This window comes from Curtobacterium flaccumfaciens (assembly GCF_004361695.1).
GTDB lineage: Bacteria > Actinomycetota > Actinomycetes > Actinomycetales > Microbacteriaceae > Curtobacterium > Curtobacterium flaccumfaciens_B.
Window position 1 is genome coordinate 112881 of the sequence record NZ_SNVW01000008.1, and the last position, 17042, is coordinate 129922.

Annotated in this window: 13 protein-coding genes; 11 read left to right on the plus strand and 2 right to left on the minus strand. The window is 72.2% G+C overall.

Going from position 1 to position 17042, the window contains the following annotated elements; all coding sequences use genetic code 11:
* Positions 1-19: 19 nt before the first annotated feature.
* Positions 20-280, plus strand: coding sequence for a hypothetical protein (locus tag EDF64_RS12375; protein ID WP_243736373.1), 261 nt, complete (start codon positions 20-22; stop codon positions 278-280).
* A 165-nt stretch (positions 281-445) separates the two neighbouring features.
* Positions 446-1603: a hypothetical protein gene (locus tag EDF64_RS12380; protein ID WP_133520300.1), complete on the plus strand. Its 1158-nt coding sequence runs from the start codon at positions 446-448 to the stop codon at positions 1601-1603.
* An 88-nt stretch (positions 1604-1691) separates the two neighbouring features.
* Here EDF64_RS12380 and EDF64_RS12385 read toward each other — a convergent pair whose 3' ends face one another.
* Positions 1692-3194 (minus strand): trypsin-like peptidase domain-containing protein, encoded by a 1503-nt coding sequence (locus tag EDF64_RS12385; RefSeq protein ID WP_243736374.1) that lies wholly within the window; start codon positions 3192-3194, stop codon positions 1692-1694.
* A gap of 101 nt (positions 3195-3295) precedes the next feature.
* On the opposite strand from EDF64_RS12385, the gene EDF64_RS12390 reads away from it, so the two are divergent.
* The 7 genes from EDF64_RS12390 to EDF64_RS12420 all read left to right on the plus strand — a co-directional run bounded on the left by EDF64_RS12390 (position 3296) and on the right by EDF64_RS12420 (position 11836).
* Positions 3296-4330: a FecCD family ABC transporter permease gene (locus tag EDF64_RS12390; protein ID WP_133520301.1), complete on the plus strand. Its 1035-nt coding sequence runs from the start codon at positions 3296-3298 to the stop codon at positions 4328-4330.
* Positions 4327-5331: a FecCD family ABC transporter permease gene (locus EDF64_RS12395; RefSeq protein ID WP_243736376.1), complete on the plus strand. Its 1005-nt coding sequence runs from the start codon at positions 4327-4329 to the stop codon at positions 5329-5331. Before EDF64_RS12390 ends, EDF64_RS12395 begins: the two co-directional genes overlap by 4 nt.
* A 392-nt stretch (positions 5332-5723) precedes the next feature.
* A complete protein-coding gene (locus tag EDF64_RS12400) occupies positions 5724-8168 on the plus strand; it encodes a glycosyltransferase family 2 protein (RefSeq protein ID WP_133520302.1) in 2445 nt (814 codons plus the stop codon).
* Entirely contained in the window at positions 8168-9760 is a 1593-nt protein-coding gene (locus EDF64_RS12405) for a chitinase (RefSeq protein WP_133520303.1), read from the plus strand. The genes EDF64_RS12400 and EDF64_RS12405 overlap by 1 nt, the downstream gene beginning before the upstream one ends.
* Before the next feature lie 181 nt (positions 9761-9941).
* The gene (locus EDF64_RS12410; RefSeq protein ID WP_071292794.1) at positions 9942-10421 is read left to right on the plus strand and encodes an FHA domain-containing protein; all 480 of its coding nucleotides are present in this window, start codon (positions 9942-9944) and stop codon (positions 10419-10421) included.
* The gene (gene ftsR / locus EDF64_RS12415; protein ID WP_133520304.1) at positions 10421-11125 is read left to right on the plus strand and encodes a transcriptional regulator FtsR; all 705 of its coding nucleotides are present in this window, start codon (positions 10421-10423) and stop codon (positions 11123-11125) included. Before EDF64_RS12410 ends, ftsR begins: the two co-directional genes overlap by 1 nt.
* Positions 11126-11275: 150 nt before the next feature.
* The gene (locus tag EDF64_RS12420; protein ID WP_133520305.1) at positions 11276-11836 is read left to right on the plus strand and encodes a MerR family transcriptional regulator; all 561 of its coding nucleotides are present in this window, start codon (positions 11276-11278) and stop codon (positions 11834-11836) included.
* 366 nt (positions 11837-12202) lie between these two features.
* Here the strand turns inward: EDF64_RS12420 and EDF64_RS12425 are convergent, their stop codons facing one another.
* Positions 12203-13015 carry a ParA family protein gene (locus tag EDF64_RS12425; protein ID WP_031262009.1) on the minus strand — a complete coding sequence of 271 codons (813 nt, stop codon included), beginning with the start codon at positions 13013-13015 and terminating at the stop codon, positions 12203-12205.
* A 60-nt stretch (positions 13016-13075) separates the two neighbouring features.
* Here EDF64_RS12425 and EDF64_RS12430 point away from each other — a divergent pair, with 60 nt between their 5' ends.
* The gene (locus EDF64_RS12430) at positions 13076-16486 is read left to right on the plus strand and encodes a pyruvate carboxylase (RefSeq protein ID WP_133520306.1); all 3411 of its coding nucleotides are present in this window, start codon (positions 13076-13078) and stop codon (positions 16484-16486) included.
* A 1-nt stretch (position 16487) separates the two neighbouring features.
* Positions 16488-16991 carry a peptide deformylase gene (locus EDF64_RS12435; RefSeq protein ID WP_133520307.1) on the plus strand — a complete coding sequence of 168 codons (504 nt, stop codon included), beginning with the start codon at positions 16488-16490 and terminating at the stop codon, positions 16989-16991.
* Positions 16992-17042 lie beyond the last annotated feature (51 nt).

A 17042-nucleotide genomic window follows, 5' to 3' on the forward strand; every position in this document is an offset into this window, starting at 1 on the left:
TGCGTCCTACGCTGGGGGTGTGACGGAGAGCGGGCAGGACGCGATCGCCCGGGCACACGCCCTCGGGGTGCTGCGCGATGCGGTGATCGGGGACCGGGTCGTCGTCCGGGCGCACCACGGCGGGGGAGCGCGGGACGCCCTCGGGGTCCTCGTCGCCCGCACCGCCGACGCCGTCGTGATCGACACCCGCCGGGGTGCCGTCGAGGTCGCCCTCGCCGACGTCGTCGCCGCGAAGCCCGTCCCGCCTCCGCCCGCGCCGCGCTCCCGCCGCGCCCCCTGATCCCGAGCAGCCCGCACTCGCACCGTGCGACGCACCCAGCCCCCAGCCCCCAGCACCCAGCACCCAGCACCCAGCACCCCGCACCCCGCACCCCGCACCCGCCAACCCGCGCGGCCCCGGCGAGCCGCACCCGGCCGCGGGCGACCCCCGACGTAGCCTCGTGCCATGGCCGTCCCCGCTCCGCTCGGCACCGAGGACCGCACCGCCCGCCTCACCCTCCGCCGCCCCGACGCGTGGCGTCGCGAGGACTCGGCCCAGGCGGACCTGCGCGTCACCGGCGACGACGTCGTGCTCACCGTCCGCTCCCGTCCCAGCGACCGGACGATCGCCGAGGAGCACACCAGCCTGCTCGAGCGGCTGCCCGGGTCCGTCGACGGACTCCGGCTCATCGGGAGCGACCCCTGGACCACCACCGGAGCCCCGGCGCGCCTGGTCGAGTACGTCCGCCCCGACGAGGACGGCGACGTCGCGGGAGCGCACCTCCTCTTCGTCACCGGTCGGCACCGCGTGGACCTCACCATCGAGCGGCCCCTCGCCCGCATGCTCGCCACCGACGACCTCGTGTTCGCCCTGCTCGACACCGTCCGCGCCACCGAACCGGCGCCGTCACGGGTGCAGCGGGACCTCGAGGCCCTGCCGCACCCGGCACCCGCCCCCGCCGTCGACGGCGTGCGCGTCAGCCCGCAGGCGCTCCGCACCCTCCGCAGCCTCGCCGGCCGCCGCTGGAACCCGACGCTGCTGCGGACGCCCGCCGGCCGCGAACTCATCGAGGTCGGCCTGGTCGGCCGCCTCGGGACGCTCCCCGAGTCCACCCAGACGCTCCTCGAGCCCTGGGACGGCGATGCCCAGCCGGTCACCCTGGAACAGCGGCTGCCCGACGGGCGCACCACGCGCCTCCAGGCCTGGTCGGAGACCGTCGTGGACGGGACGGACGAGGCGGACGCGGTGGTCACCGGGCTGTCGGCCGAGCGTGTGGTCGCGGTGCTGGCCGGGAGGCTCGGCATCGGCCCGGCATGGACCTTCCCGTTCCGCACGGGGTCGCTCCGGGCGGACCTGCTCGGCCGGAGGACCGGCGGAGCGGAGAGCGCTCCTGACCTGCCGGCCGCGATCGCGGAGGCCGATCCGCGGCTCGCCCGGTTCTGGGCCGCGCCGTGGACGGTGTCGTCGCTCCGGCGGCCGGGCAAGCCGAACCCGATCGTGGTCGTGCACGCCGAGGGGCAGGGGTTCGCGCGCGTCGGACGCACGGAAGCCGGGGAGACCGCCTTCACGACGGACTCCCCGGCCAACGTCTACCGGTCCTTGGTGCGCGCGCTGCTGGGCTGACTGCGTTCTCGACACTGTGCCCGCTGGGCCAACGTCTACCGGTCGCTGGTGCGAGCGCTGCTGGACTGAACCGACGCTCGCGTGGTCGTTACGCGGCGGGGCCGGCGGTGAGCGTCACCGTCACGGTCTTCGCGGCACCGGTGCTGTCGGTGTAGCCGACCGTCACCTTGTCACCGACCGAGTGCGACTGGATCGCCGAGGTCAGCGCGTCCGAGCTCGCCACCGCGGTGCCGTCGATGCTCGTGATCGTGTCGCCCGCGACGAGACCGGCGCTCGCAGCGCCCGACCCCTCGACCGTGCCGGCCACGGCGACGCCGCCCGTCGACGCCGTACCGCTGACCTCGACCCCGAGGAACGCCGGCAGTCCGAGGGTGATCGTCGACGAGGACTCGCCCGCGAGGATCTTGTCCGCGATGCTCTTCGCCGTGGTGATCGGGATCGCGTAGCCGGTGACGTCCGCCGACCCGGAGGACGCCGCGGTCGCCATGCCGACGACCTCGCCCTCGCTGTCGAGGACCGGCCCGCCGGAGTCGCCCGACACGATGTCCGCCGCGATCTCGATGAGCCCGGTCAGGGACTCCGTACCGGTGCCGGACTCGCTCTGCACCTGGATGTCCTGGTCGGTCGCGGTCACCGAACCCTCGGCCGCGACGAGGTTGCCGGTGCCCTCCGCGTTGCCGACGTCGGTCACGGTGTCGCCGGTGCTCGGCTCACCGTCGTCGTCGAGCGTCACGGTGGAGAGCCCGGACGCGCCCTCGAGCTTCAGGACCGCGACGTCGTTCGTGGCGTCCGACCCGACGACGTCGGCCTTGTACTCCTTGCCGGTGGTCTCGTCGGTGACGGTGATGCTCGTCGCGCCCTGGATCACGTGGTTGTTCGTCAGGATCGTGCCGTCGGAGGTCAGGACCATGCCGGTGCCCGCCGCCTGCGACGACTCGTCGTAGTTGAGGACCGTGTTGATCGTGACGACGCCCTTCTTCTGCGCCGCCGTGGCCGCGGTCGCCGCCGACTCGGTGCTCGTCCCGGTGCCGCTGTCGGTGCCGCTGCTGCCGCTGCCGCTGCCGTCACCCGGGACGGTGAAGCCGTTCGTGCCGCTGCCGTCCGTGCCCGAGCCGGAGTCCGGCAGGGTCGTGGAGCCCTGCGACTGGCTCGACGTCGTGGTGGTGTGCTGCGAGGAGAGGCCGAGCGCGGTCCCGCCGGCGGCACCGACGATCGCGAGGGCCGCGATGCCGGAGCCGATCACGAGCCCGAGCCGACGCGGACGCTTCCGGCCGTGGTCCGCCGTCGCCGCGCTCTGCGCCCAGCCGTACTGCGGGGTGCGCAGGGTCGCGCCCGGCAGCTCCGGGCTGCCGATCCGGAACGGACCACGGCCGTCCGGCGCGTAGGCGTAGGGACCGGAGCCGTCCGGCGCGTAGAGGTAGGGGCCGCTGCCGTCGAACGCGTACGCGGAGCGCAGCGTCGACGGGTCGACGTGGGCGGCGCCGTGCTCGGCGGGGGATCCGGCTCCGGCGGCGGGGTTCGGGGTCTCGTTCATCGGTGCTCTCCGGTCGTCCTCGACGACCCGGTCGGGTGTCGATGGGTACGAGTACAAGCCCGCTTCCCATGACGGACCTATGAACGAACCCTGTGGCCGCTCCGGGCTTGCTCGGGGGTCGCCGAACGGGGTGAACCGTTAGGGTTGCCTTACTTCCCATGCGTTCCCCGTCGCCCACGCCCCCCGCGCCCAGCTCCGTGTCCCGCCTCGTCGGGGCGACCGTGCTGGCGGTGGTCGTCCTCGCCGTGGCGGTCGCGCTCTCCGTGGCCTTCGGCTCGCGCCCGATCCCGCTCGGCACCGTGCTCGACACCGTCCTGCACCCCGGGCGGAACGACGAGATCGGCCTCATCGTCCTCGGCAACCGGGTCCCGCGCACGATCGTCGGGCTCCTCGCCGGGTCGGCCCTCGGCGTCGCCGGCGCGGTCATGCAGGGCGTCACCCGGAACCCCCTCGCCGACCCCAGCATCCTCGGCATCAACTCCGGAGCAGCCCTCGCCGTCGTCGCCGGGATCGCACTGTTCGGCGTGAGCGGCACCGCCGCCTACCTGCCCTTCGCGTTCGTGGGGGCCGCACTCGCCGCGCTCCTCGTCTACGGCATCGCCGCCGTCGCACGCCGCGGGCTCTCACCGGTTGGCCTCGCCCTCGCGGGCGCCGTGGTCGCCGCCGCGCTGTCGTCCATCACCACCGCGGTGCTCGTCACCAGCCAGAGCCTGCTCGACCAGCTCCGGTTCTGGCAGGTCGGCGCACTCGCCGGGAAGGACCTCGGGACCGCAGGGGTGATCGCGGTGCCGGTCCTCGTCGGACTGGTCATCGCGTTCGGCCTCGGGCGGTCGCTGAACACCCTGGCGCTCGGCGACGAGCTCGCCGCCTCGCTCGGCCAGCGGGTCGTGCTGGTCCGCGCCGTCGGGGGACTCGTCACCGTGCTGCTCGCCGGATCGGCCGTCGCCGCCGCCGGGCCGATCGCGTTCATCGGACTCGCCGTGCCGCACGCCGTCCGCCGGCTGAGCGGGCCGGACCACCGCTGGACGATCCTGCTCTCCGCGGTCGTCGCGCCCGCACTGCTGCTCGTCGCCGACGTCATCGGCCGGGTCGTGGCGTACCCGGGGGAGCTGCAGGTCGGGATCGTCACCGCGCTCATCGGGGCGCCGGTCTTCATCTGGCTCGTCCGCTCGAGGGCGGTGACGGGGCTGTGACCGCCGTGCACCACACCCACCACTCGGCGCGTCGTCGCGAACTCGTCGTCCTCGGAGTCGTGGTCGTCGTCCTCGTCGCGCTCGTGCTCGTCGGCCTCGGCGTCGGCGAGATCCCGCTGTCGCCGGTGCAGGTCGCCGCGGCCCTCGTCGGGCACGGCGACACCGTCTCGGACTTCGTGATCGGGCAGCTCCGCGGGCCGCGGGTCGCCGGCGCGATCCTCGTCGGGGCGTCCCTCGGCGTCGCCGGGGGCATCGTGCAGAGCGTCGTCCGGAACCCGATCGCCAGCCCCGACGTCATCGGCATCACCTCGGGCGCGAGTGCCGCTGGACTCACCGCGATCGTGCTGTTCGGCGCGAGCGGCGGGACCCTGTTCTCGGTCGTGCTCGTCGGTGCCGTGGTCGTGTCGCTCCTCATCGCCGGGCTCGCCTGGCGTCGGGGGATCACCGGTAACCGGGTCGTGCTCGTCGGCATCGGCGTCGCCGCGATCTGCCTCAGCGTCACGGGATGGATGCTCACGAGCGGCACCGTCACCCAGGCCGGTACCGCGCTCCTCTGGCTGTCCGGCAGCCTGAACGCGGTCGACCGGAACCTCGTCGGGGTGCTCGCGGTCGCGTTCGTCGTGCTCATGGCGCTGGCGCTCGTGCAGTCGTCGCGCCTGACCGTCCTGACGCTCGGCGACGAGGTGGCCTCGGCGCTCGGACTCCGGCCGAACCGGGCGAAGGTGCTGCTGCTCCTCACGGCGGTGTGCCTCACCGCGGCGGCCGTGGCGACCGCGGGGCCGGTGTCGTTCGTCGCACTCATGGCAGCGCCGATCGCCCGACGGCTCGTCGGCGGGGGACGGGTCGCGCTCGGGCCGACGGCCGCGGTCGGGGCGGCGATCACGCTCGCGAGCGACCTCATCGCCCAGTTCGCGATCCCGGGCAACGCGCTGCCGGTGGGCGTCGTGACCGGCGTCATCGGCGCCCCCTACCTGCTCTGGCTCCTCGCCCGGGGCCGCTGACCCCGCCGCCCCGCGCCGCCCCGCCGGGTCGGGTCGTGCCGGCGCCTCGGCGAGGTCGCACGTTCGGTCGGTCCGCGCGGCGGTGGGCGGCAGATCGTGCGATCTCGGCGGACGTGAGCGGCATGTCGCGCGACCGGTGGGGCGGAGCCGAGCCGCGCCTCCAGGCAGACCGGCCGGACCACCCGCACCACCGCACCTCCGAGGGCGGCAGCGACACGCGCCAACGGTGCACCACGCAACATCGTGCGGTTTCCCGCACGGCACGCCCAGAACCCCCCTTCCGGGTGTCTGCACCGTTCGTTCTGTCCCCGTACGTTCGTGATCGACCGAACGGACTCCCCGACAGCGCCCGACCCGATGGTGCGCTGGTCCGGACGGAACGAAGGACTGTCATGCCCGAACTGCATGACGGCGCTCCCGCGCGCCGTCGCCAGTGGGGTTCCGAGCGACGTACCCACCCGCTCGACACCCTGCACGAACGCCCGTCCGACCGGAAGCTCGTCTCCGGCCGCGTCGCGATCATCCTGACGATCGCCTTCTGGCTGGCGTACGTCGTCTACACCGTCATCCGCCAGTTCCTCGACTCCGGCGCCGAGAGCTTCCGCTTCACCACCGAGGCCGTCTCGTACCTGGTGGTCGTCACCTTCCTGACCTTCTCCGCCCTGATGCACCTGGTCGCCCGCCAGGGTGCGATGGAGCGCTTCGCCACCCACGTCCGCGTCCCGCGCGCCGAGCTCGACCGGCACTTCGCCGAGGGCCACGAGTCGCCGATGACCGTCCTCGTGCCGAGCTACGCCGAGGAGCCCGACGTCGTCGCCACCACGCTGTGGTCCGCTGCCCTGCAGGAGTACCCCTCGCTGCGCGTCGTGCTGCTCGTCGACGACGCCCCGTTCCCGACCGACCCGGAGACCCTCGACAAGCTCGAGCGGACCCGCGCCGTCGCGACGACGATCCAGAACCAGCTCGCCGCCCCGTCGCAGCGGTTCCAGGAGGCCCTGCTGTCGGCCGAGGTCGAGGCCGCCGCCGCACCCATGGCGAGCGTGGACGGGCTCCGCAACCTCGTCGAGCACCACCGTTGGGCCGACGCCTGGCTCCGCCGGCACGCCCGGGAGCACGAGGTCCGCGATCACGTCGACCACTTCTTCCACGACCAGGTCCTGGTCGGGCTCGCCGACGAGTTCCGCCTGACCTCCGAGGCGCTCGAGGCCGCGATCGTCGACGCCGTCGACGCGGGCGAGTCCTTCACCGAGGTGACGAGTGCCCGCGCCCTCGAGCTGCAGCGCCGCCTGGCGTGGACGTTCACGGCGGAGATCACGACGTTCGAGCGGAAGCGCTACGCGAACCTCTCGGACGAGGCGAACAAGGCGATGAACCTCAACGCCTACATCGGGCTGCTCGGCGGCGCGTACGCGTTCGAGGAGACCGCGTCCGGCACCATCCTCCGCACCGTGTCCGACCCCGCGGACGCGGACCTCGTCGTCCCCGCGTCGGACTACATCCTGACGCTCGACGCCGACTCGGTGCTCCTGCGCGACTACTGCCTGCGGCTGGTCTACTTCCTCGAGCAGCCGGAGAACGCCCGCGTCGCCGTGACGCAGACACCGTACTCGTCGTTCCGCGGCGCGGCCACTCGCATCGAGCGCCTCGCCGGTGCCACCACGGACATCCAGCACATCCTGCACCAGGGCATGTCCCGCCACAACGCGACCTTCTGGGTCGGCGCGAACGCGGTCATCCGCACCCGTGCGCTCCGCGACATCGAGGAGGTCGAGACCGTCGGCGGCTTCGAGGTGAAGCGCTACGTGCAGGACCGCACCGTCATCGAGGACACCGAGTCGAGCGTCGACCTCGGCATGCACGGCTGGACCCTCGTGAACTACCCCGAGCGACTGTCCTACAGCGCGACCCCGCCGGACTTCGGCTCGCTCATCGTCCAGCGTCGCCGCTGGGCCAACGGCGGTCTGCTCATCCTGCCGAAGTACATCCGGCAGGTCCGCGAGCGTCGGGCACGGGGCGAGCGGGTCGGCATCGTCGAGATGTCCCTCCGCGTCAACTACATGGCGTCGATCGCGTGGGCGTCGTTCGGCCTCATCTTCCTGCTGGCCTACCCGTACGATTCGCGGCTGCTCAGCCCGATGGTGCTCCTGGCCGCCCTGCCGTACTTCTGGCTCCTGTCGAGCGACCTCAAGTACTGCGGGTACAAGCGCACGGACGTGTTCCGCATCTACGGCTTCAACCTGATCCTCATGCCGGTGAACGTCGCCGGTGTCCTGAAGAGCATCCAGCAGGCGCTCACGGCGAAGAAGATCCCGTTCGCCCGCACGCCGAAGGTCCGGGACCGCACGGCGTCGCCGGCGCTGTACGTCTTCGCGCCGTACGCCATGGTCGTCTTCTCGGTGTTCACCTTCGCCAGGGACTTCCAGGCGCAGAACTGGGGCAACGCGGTGTTCGCGGCGTTCAACGCCCTGCTCGCGATGTACGCGATCGTCGCCTACATCGGCATCTGGAACTCGGTCGTCGACGTGTGGCTGTGGGCCACGAAGTGGATGTACTACAGCCCGGCGGCGCGAGCGGCGAAGCGTGACGCAGCCCGCCTCGCGCACGCCGACCGGAAGCGTGCCCGCAGGGGCCTGGCCCCCGAGCCGGAGCCCGTGACCGAGGACTGGCGTGCCGTCCTCTACTTCGGCCACCGCGGGAAGAGCATGCCGGTCCGGCACCACGCCGACGTGGTCGGAGCGGGGCGCAGCACCCACGCGACGAGCCTCGCCGCCGCGCCCACGACGGCCATCGCGCCCGCCGCGCCCACGACCCAGAACAACGAGAAGAGCGCCGCCTGATGTCCGCCACCAGACGCCTGTCCCCGATCCGCGTCGGCATCGCCGTCGTCCTGACCGCGGCCCTCGCCGCCGCCGGCTACGTCGGCTTCGACCGCTGGCAGTCCGCGCAGGCCGCCGAGACCCAGCAGTCGTGGTTCGCCGCGTACACCGACGTGACCGCCACCCCGACGTTCGCGTTCGAGGACGTCAAGTCCGCCAAGGGCCGCGACGTCATGCTCTCGTTCGTGGTCGCCGACCACGACGCCGCCTGCACCCCGACGTGGGGCTCGTTCTACTCGTTGCAGGGTGCGTCGGACCAGCTCGACCTCGACCGTCGCATCGCCCGGCTGCAGCAGCAGAAGGGCGAGGTCGGCGTCTCGTTCGGCGGCCTCGCGAACGACGAGCTCGCCACGACGTGCACGAACGCCTCGGATCTGGTGCAGGCGTACGACACCGTCGTGCGGCGGTACGACGTCTCCACCGTCGACTTCGACGTCGAGGGTGACGACCTGACGAACCACGCCGCGGGGGAGCGCCGCGCGGCCGCCGTGAAGAAGCTGCAGGACGAGCGCCGTGCGGCGGGGCACCCGCTCGCGGTGTGGCTGACCCTGCCGGCCGCCCCGTCCGGACTGACGAGCGACGGCACCACCGCGGTGGCGCAGTTCCTCAAGGCCGGCGTGGACCTCGCGGGGGTGAACGCGATGACGATGGACTACGGGCAGGGCAAGGGCGCGAGCCAGAGCATGTACTCCGCCTCGGTCCAGACCCTGCAGCAGGTCCAGCGCCAGCTCGGCGTCCTGTACGAGCGGGCCGGTACCCCGCTCGGCGACGGCACGCTGTGGCACAAGGTCGGCGCGACCCCGATGATCGGGCAGAACGACGTGCAGGACGAGGTCTTCACCCTGGCCGACGCGAAGAAGCTCAACGCCTGGGCCCGGGAGCGTGGCCTCGGCCGGATGTCGATGTGGTCCCTCAACCGCGACACCACGTGCGGCTCGAACTACGTGAACCTCTCCACCGTCTCGAACTCCTGCTCGGGCGTCGACCAGGACGGCGTCCTGTTCGCGGACGTCCTCGGCAAGGGCTTCACCGGCGGGATCGTCGCCGCGGCGTCCGACGTCACGACGGCGGAGCCGTCCGCCACCGTGCAGCCGACCGACGACCCCTCCACCAGCCCGTACCCGGTGTGGAGCTCCGACGCCTCGTACCTCGAGGGCACGAAGGTCGTCTGGCACCACAACGTCTACGAGTCCAAGTGGTGGACGTCGGGCGACCTGCCCGACGACCCGGTGCTGAGCGCCTACGAGACGCCGTGGCAGCTCGTCGGTCCGGTCCTGCCGGGCGAGAAGCCGGTCGAGCAGGTCACCCTGCCGAGTGGCACCTACGCCGCCTGGTCCGGCACGAAGCAGTACGACACCGGCGAGCGGGTCCTGTTCGACGGGATCCCGTACCAGTCGAAGTGGTGGAACACGGGCGACAGCCCCGAGGCCTCCACCAGCGATCCCGACGGCTCGCCCTGGGTGAAGCTCAAGGACTCGGAGATCCGGCAGATCCTCGCGGACGTCGCGTCCGGCCAGTCCGCACCGACGGCTGACGCGACCCCGTCGTCGTAGGCTGCGGTCCCCTCTGACTGGAGGCGCGGTGCCAGCTGGCACCGCGCCTCCCGTCCGTGCGCCCAGCGTTGACGGTACGTTCGCTGTACGCGTGCTCCGGAGTTGTCCCCATCCCCGTTCGGGGCTCCCGCGGAGTCACCCGTTTCCGATACGCTGGTGCGCCAAGAGGAGGAGGTCCACGATGCCAGAACCAGTGGTCCCGCAGCCGGACGGTCAGAAGACCCCTGAGCAGCGGCTGGTCGACACCACACTGACCTTCAGCATGGACATGGGAGCGGCCCTGACGGCCGAGTCCGGTGTCTCCGCGGAAGAGCGCGAGGCGGTCAACGCCCTGCCCTCCGGTTCCGCGTTGCTCGTGGTCCGTCGTGGTCCGAACGTCGGTGCTCGCTTCCTGCTCGACTCGGACGTCACGACGGCGGGTCGGCACCCCGACGCCGACATCTTCCTCGACGACGTCACCGTGTCGCGCAAGCACGCGCAGTTCCTCCGTCACGGCACCAGCTTCACCGTCAAGGACAACGGGTCGCTCAACGGCACCTACTTCGACGGTGCCCGCATCGACGAAGCACTGCTCACCGACGGATCAGAGGTGCAGGTCGGCAAGTTCCGCCTGACCTTCTACGCGTCGCGGGTCGACCTGGCGCGCCTGGCGAACGCGTAGTGGCTGCGCGGTCCGCCGCGGCCCGGGCGGGGGCCGCGGTCCCGGACCTGCTCACGATCGGGCAGGTCCTCGCACGCCTCAAGCCCGACTTCCCGGACCTGTCGAGCTCCAAGCTGCGCTTCCTCGAAGAGCGCGAGCTCGTCACCCCGATCCGCACGGCCAGTGGGTACCGGAAGTTCTCCGCCGCCGACCTCGAGCGGCTCCGGGTGATCCTCGGGCTCCAGCGCGACCACTACCTGCCGCTCAAGGTCATCAAGGACTACCTGGCCGACCTCGACGCCGGCCGCGACCCCGTGCTGCCCGGTAGTGGGGACGCGCCGAAGCCGTCGATCCTCGGACGTGAGCGCCGCTACACCCGCGACGAGACCGTCCGGGCTGCCGGCGCGACGCCCATGCTCCTCGCCGACGCGGTGTCCGCCTCGCTCCTGCCCGCCGCCGACACGTACGGCGACGACGGCGTCTCGGTGCTCAAGGCCCTCGTCGAGCTGCAGCGCACCGGCATCGAGCCGCGACACCTCCGCACCATGCGGAGCGTCGCCGAGCGCGAGGTCGGGCTCATCGAGTCGGCACTCGTGCCCGTCTCGCGGCGGGGCGACGCCACCTCGCGGGCGAAGGCGACCGAGCTCGCGCGCGAGATCGCCGGCCACCTCGAGGTGATCCGCTCGAACCTCATCCGGACGGCGATCGGGCGTCTCGACGCATGACCTCGTGAGGCGTATCCTCGACACGCCGGACTCGCCGAGTCGGATGTCCCGCGCCGGAGCGGTTCGAGTCGCTACCGTGGACCTCGGAACAACTCTCAACCCGTCATTGAACGTTCGGATGAGAGCTCGATCGTCGTGGAAGGCAGCCTGATGAGTGGGAACGACACCCCCGGCACCGAGTCGGAGATGACCCGGTACGACCTCGGGCTGCTCTTCACCGACGGCCTTCCCGAGCACGACGAGCAGAACGGCTACCGTGGCACCGTCGCCGCCAAGGCCGCCGGTATCTCGTACCGCCAGCTCGACTACTGGGCCCGCACCGAGCTCGTCGAGCCCACGATCCGCGGGGCCGCCGGCTCCGGGTCGCAGCGGCTCTACGGGTTCCGCGACATCCTCGTGCTCAAGCTCGTCAAGCGCCTCCTCGACACCGGCATCTCGCTCCAGCAGATCCGGACCGCGGTGAACCAGCTGCGCGAGTCGGGCGTGTCCGATCTCGCCCAGACGACGCTCATGTCGGACGGCGCCTCGGTCTACCTCTGCACCTCGGATGACGAGGTCATCGACCTGGTGTCCCGCGGGCAGGGCGTCTTCGGCATCGCGGTGGGCAAGGTCCTGCGCGAGGTCGAGAGCTCCCTCGTCGAACTCGACGCCACCCCGGCGGCCGACCCCGACGACGAGCTCGCCGCGCGCCGCGCGTCCCGCGCCTCGTAGCGCGCGCTGCGCGCTCGCGCCCCGCGGGCGCGCTGGGCGCGCTCCGCGGACGCTGAGATCGCACCTTCGCGCGCCGACCGCACACGGCCCCGCGCCGAAGTGCGATCTCATCGCCCTGGCGCCGCTGGCGTCGCCGCCCGGGGCGCTGCCGCGCGCTGGCCCGGTGAGATCGCACTTTCGCGCGCCGACCGCACGCGGCTCCGCGCCGAAGTGCGATCTCGCCGCCCTGGGGCCGCTGGCGTCGCCGCCCGGGGCGCTGCCGCGCGCTGGCCCGGTGAGATCGCACTTTCGCGCGGCGACCTCACATGGCTCCGCGCCGAAGTGCGATCTCGGCGGCCGAGCGGGGCGTGCCGAGCGCGCGCGGCGCTAGGCGGCGCCGCCCTCGGCGTAGGGGCCGATCTTGCCCGTGCGCATGATGCGCTCGAGCAGCTGGTCGAAGTTCCGCGCCATCTCCTGCGCCGACTCGCCGGGCCACACGTGCAGGGGCTTCGCCGCACCCTGCGCCTGCTGCAGCGACGTGCGCTCGGGCAGCTGCGGGGAGAGCACGAGCGGGCCGAACATGTCCCGGAGCTCCTTGATGCGGAACTGGTGCTCGAGGGACTGCACGCGGGCACGGTTCACGATGATGCCGAGGGGCTGCAGACGGGGGGAGAGCCCGCGTCGGATCTCCTCGATCGCGCGGAGGGCCCGGTCGGCGGCAGCCACGGAGAACAGCCCGGGCTCGGTGACGACGGTCACGCGGTCGGACGCGGCCCACGCGGTACGGGTGAGGGCGTTGAGCGACGGCGCGCAGTCGATGAGGACGAGCTCGTAGTCCTGCTCGACGTTGGCCAGGGCCTCTTCGAGCTTCCAGATGTCGCGGATGGACGGGTGCGGCCCGTCGAAGTTGATCGCCGAGGGGGAGCCGACCATCACGTCGATCTTGCCCTGGGAGCCCTTCGTCCAGCCGGACGGGGCGATCGCCTGGCGGACGATCTTCTCCTTCGGGTTCTCGAGGACGTCGGCGACGTTGAGGTGTCCGGAGATGTTGATGTCGAGCCCGGTCGAGACGTCCGACTGCGGGTCGAGATCCACCACCAGCGTGCGCAGTCCCTTGGCGAACGCGGCCGAAGTCAGGCCGAGCGTCACCGTCGTCTTGCCGACACCACCCTTGAGGGAGCTCACGCTGAGTACATGCACGGTCAGCAACGTTACCGCCACTAGGGTTGTCTCACCTCAACCCGGGCTGAAAGGGACCTCGTGTTCAGCAAGATCCTGGTCGCCAATCGTGGCGAGATCGCGATCCGCGCATTCCGTGCGGCGTACGAGCTCGGTGCCCGCACCGTGGCCGTCTACCCCTACGAGGACCGGAACTCGCTGCACCGTCTGAAGGCGGACGAGGCGTACCTGATCGGGGAGCGGGGCCACCCCGTGCGGGCGTACCTCGACGTCTCCGAGATCGTGCGCGTGGCGCAGGAGTCCGGCGCCGACGCGATCTACCCGGGGTACGGCTTCCTGTCCGAGAACCCGGAGCTCGCCGCCGCGGCCGCCGCCGCGGGCATCACCTTCATCGGCCCCGGCGAGCACGTGCTCGAGATGGCGGGCAACAAGGTCACCGCGAAGGAGCACGCGATCGCGGCCGGCGTGCCGGTCCTCGCGAGCACCCCGGCGAGCCGCGACATCGACGAGCTCATCGCCGGGGCGGACGCCATCGGCTTCCCGGTCTTCGCGAAGGCCGTCGCCGGTGGTGGCGGTCGCGGTATGCGCCGGGTGGAGACGAAGCCCGAGCTGCGGGCGGCCCTCGAAGAGGCGATGCGCGAGGCCGACAGCGCGTTCGGGGACCCGACGATGTTCCTCGAGCAGGCCGTCATCCGCCCGCGGCACATCGAGGTGCAGATCCTCGCCGACGCCACGGGCACCGACGCGGGCACGATCCACCTGTTCGAGCGGGACTGCTCGGTACAGCGGCGCAACCAGAAGGTCGTCGAGATCGCGCCGGCGCCGAACCTCGACCCCGCGATCGCCAGCGCCCTGCACCGCGACGCCGTCGCCTTCGCCCGCTCGATCGGCTACGTGAACGCCGGCACGGTCGAGTTCCTCCTCGACACCGAGGGTGAGCGTGAGGGCCAGCACGTCTTCATCGAGATGAACCCGCGCATCCAGGTCGAGCACACCGTCACCGAAGAGGTCACGGACGTCGACCTGGTGCAGTCGCAGATGCGCATCGCCGCGGGGCAGACGCTCGCCGAGCTCGGGCTGACGCAGGACACCGTCCACGTGCACGGGGCCGCGCTGCAGACCCGCATCACGACCGAGGACCCGACGCAGGGCTTCCGTCCGGACACCGGACGCATCACGACCTACCGCAGCCCGGGCGGCGCGGGTGTGCGCCTCGACGGCGGCACGGTGGCCACCGGCGCGCAGATCAGCCCGCACTTCGACTCGATGCTCGCGAAGATGACCTGCCGCGGGCGGGACTTCCCGGCGGCGGTGGCCCGGGCGAAGCGCGCCCTCGCCGAGTTCCGCATCCGGGGCGTGTCGACGAACATCCCGTTCCTGCAGGCCGTGCTCGAGGACCCGGACTTCGCCCGCGGCGACGTGTCGACGAAGTTCATCGAGGAGCGCCCGCAGCTGTTCAGCGGGCACGTCTCGAAGGACCGCGGCACGAAGGTCCTCAACTGGCTCGCCGACGTCACCGTGAACAAGCCGAACGGCGAGCGTCGGCCGCAGACGGTGGAGCCGAGCGAGAAGCTGCCGGCGATCGACCTCGGTGCGCCGGTCCCGGCGGGGCAGCGCGACCTGCTGCGCGAGGTGGGTCCGGCGGCGTGGTCGCAGGCCCTCCGTGCCCAGACCGCCCTCGCCGTCACCGAGACGACGATGCGCGACGCCCACCAGTCGCTCCTCGCGACCCGGGTCCGCACGAAGGACCTCGTCGCGGTCGCCCCGTACGTCGCCCGGCTCACGCCGCAGCTGCTCAGCGCAGAGGCGTGGGGCGGCGCCACCTACGACGTCGCGCTCCGCTTCCTCGGTGAGGACCCGTGGGAGCGCCTGGCGTCCCTGCGCGAGGCGATGCCGAACATCCCGATCCAGATGCTCCTGCGCGGCCGGAACACGGTCGGCTACACGCCGTACCCGACCGAGGTGACCGACGCGTTCGTCGCCGAGGCCGCCGCGACCGGTGTCGACGTCTTCCGTGTGTTCGACGCCCTGAACGACGTCAGCCAGCTCCGACCGGCGCTCGAGGCCGTGCTCGCGACCGGCACCGCCGTGGCCGAGGGAGCGATCTGCTACACCGCGGACCTCCTCGACCCGGCAGAGGACCTCTACACGCTCGACTACTACCTCCGCCTGGCGGAGCAGATGGTCGAGGCCGGCGCCCACGTCATCGGCATCAAGGACATGGCGGGGCTCCTCCGCGCCGGAGCGGCCGAGAAGCTCGTCACCGCGCTCCGCGAGCGGTTCGACCAGCCGGTCCACGTGCACACCCACGACACCGCCGGTGGGCAGCTCGCGACGCTGCTGGCCGCCGCACGTGCCGGTGCCGACGCGGTGGACGTCGCGGCCGCCCCGATGGCCGGCACGACGAGCCAGCCGAGCATGTCCGCGCTCGTCGCCGCCCTGGCGCACACCGAGCGCGACACCGGCCTCTCGCTGACCGCCGTCGGTGACCTCGAGCCCTACTGGGAGGCCGTGCGCCGCGCCTACGCCCCGTTCGAGTCCGGCCTGCCGGGTCCGACCGGTCGCGTGTACCAGCACGAGATCCCGGGCGGGCAGCTGTCGAACCTCCGCCAGCAGGCCATCGCGCTCGGACTCGGCGACCGGTTCGAGCAGGTCGAGGACTGGTACGCCGAGGCGAACCGGATCCTCGGGCGTCCGACCAAGGTCACGCCGTCGTCGAAGGTCGTCGGCGACCTCGCACTGCAGCTCGCCGCCGTCGACGCCGACCCGCGCGACTTCGAGCAGAACCCGCAGAAGTACGACATCCCGGACTCCGTCGTCGGCTTCATGGCCGGCGAGCTCGGTGACCTGCCCGGCGGCTGGCCCGAGCCCTTCCGCTCGAAGGTGCTCGAGGGCCGCGACGTCCGGCTCGAGATCACGCCGGTGCCCGACGCCGAGCGCGAGCACCTGGGCACGCCGGGCCCGGAGCGGCAGCACGCCCTCAACCGTCTGCTGTTCCCGCAGCCGACGCAGCAGTTCGAGGCCGTCCGCGAGCAGTACGGCGACCTGTCGGTCGTCCCCACCGTCGACTACCTCTACGGCCTCCGCCCCGGGCAGGAGCACACCGTGCCGCTCGGCAGGGGCGTGAACCTGTTCGTCGGGCTCGAGGCGATCGGCGAGGTGGACGACAAGGGCATCCGCACGGTGATGGCGACGATGAACGGGCAGCTCCGCCCGGTCTCCGTCCGTGACCGCTCGGTCGAGGTCGAGACGAAGGCCGCCGAGCGTGCGGACAAGTCCGACCCGAAGCACGTCCCGGCACCGTTCTCCGGGGTCGTGACGCTCAAGGTCGCCGTCGGTGACGTCGTCGAGGCCGGGCAGGCCGTGGCGAGCATCGAGGCGATGAAGATGGAAGCGGCCATCACGGCGCCCGTGGCGGGCACCGTCGGCCGGCTCGCGATCCCGGTGACCCAGCAGGTGGACGCCGGAGACCTCCTGGTGGTGCTGCAGTAACGTGACCGTTCGTCCCATCCGCCTGTTCGGCGACCCCGTCCTCCGTTCGCCGGCCGACCCGATCCCGACCGCGACGCTCGGCAGTCCCGGCATCCGCGACCTGGTGCAGGACCTCGTCGACACCGTCGAGGAGCCCGGCCGCGCCGGCGTCGCCGCGCCCCAGATCGGGGTCGGCCTCCGCGCGTTCTCGTACAACGTCGACGGCGTGGTCGGCTACGTCCTCAACCCCGAGGTCGTCGAGGTCTCGGGGGAGCCGGAGCTCATGGACGAGGGGTGCCTCTCCGTCCCCGGCCTGGCCTACCCGACCCGCCGGTACCCGTACGCGAAGGTCCGCGGCGTGGACGTCGACGGCGCCGAGGTCGTGCTCGAGGGCACCGGGCTGATGGCGGAGGCGCTGCAGCACGAGGTCGACCACCTCGACGGCACCGTGTACGTCATGACGCTCGACCCGGAGGTCCGCCGCCAGGCCCTCCGCGACATCCGCGAACAGGACTGGTTCCACTAGCGCGTCGCCCGCTTGTCCGCACTCCTGCCGACACTCGATCACGGGGGTCGC

Excerpts from the sequence above, each read along its gene's own strand:
- EDF64_RS12405 (WP_133520303.1), top strand. The coding sequence starts at position 8,168 with ATGTCCGCCACCAGACGCCTGTCCCCGATCCGCGTCGGCATCGCCGTC.
- EDF64_RS12420 (WP_133520305.1), top strand. The coding sequence starts at position 11,276 with ATGAGTGGGAACGACACCCCCGGCACCGAGTCGGAGATGACCCGGTAC.
- EDF64_RS12380 (WP_133520300.1), top strand. The coding sequence starts at position 446 with ATGGCCGTCCCCGCTCCGCTCGGCACCGAGGACCGCACCGCCCGCCTC.
- EDF64_RS12400 (WP_133520302.1), top strand. The coding sequence starts at position 5,724 with ATGCCCGAACTGCATGACGGCGCTCCCGCGCGCCGTCGCCAGTGGGGT.
- EDF64_RS12390 (WP_133520301.1), top strand. The coding sequence starts at position 3,296 with ATGCGTTCCCCGTCGCCCACGCCCCCCGCGCCCAGCTCCGTGTCCCGC.
- EDF64_RS12410 (WP_071292794.1), top strand. The coding sequence starts at position 9,942 with ATGCCAGAACCAGTGGTCCCGCAGCCGGACGGTCAGAAGACCCCTGAG.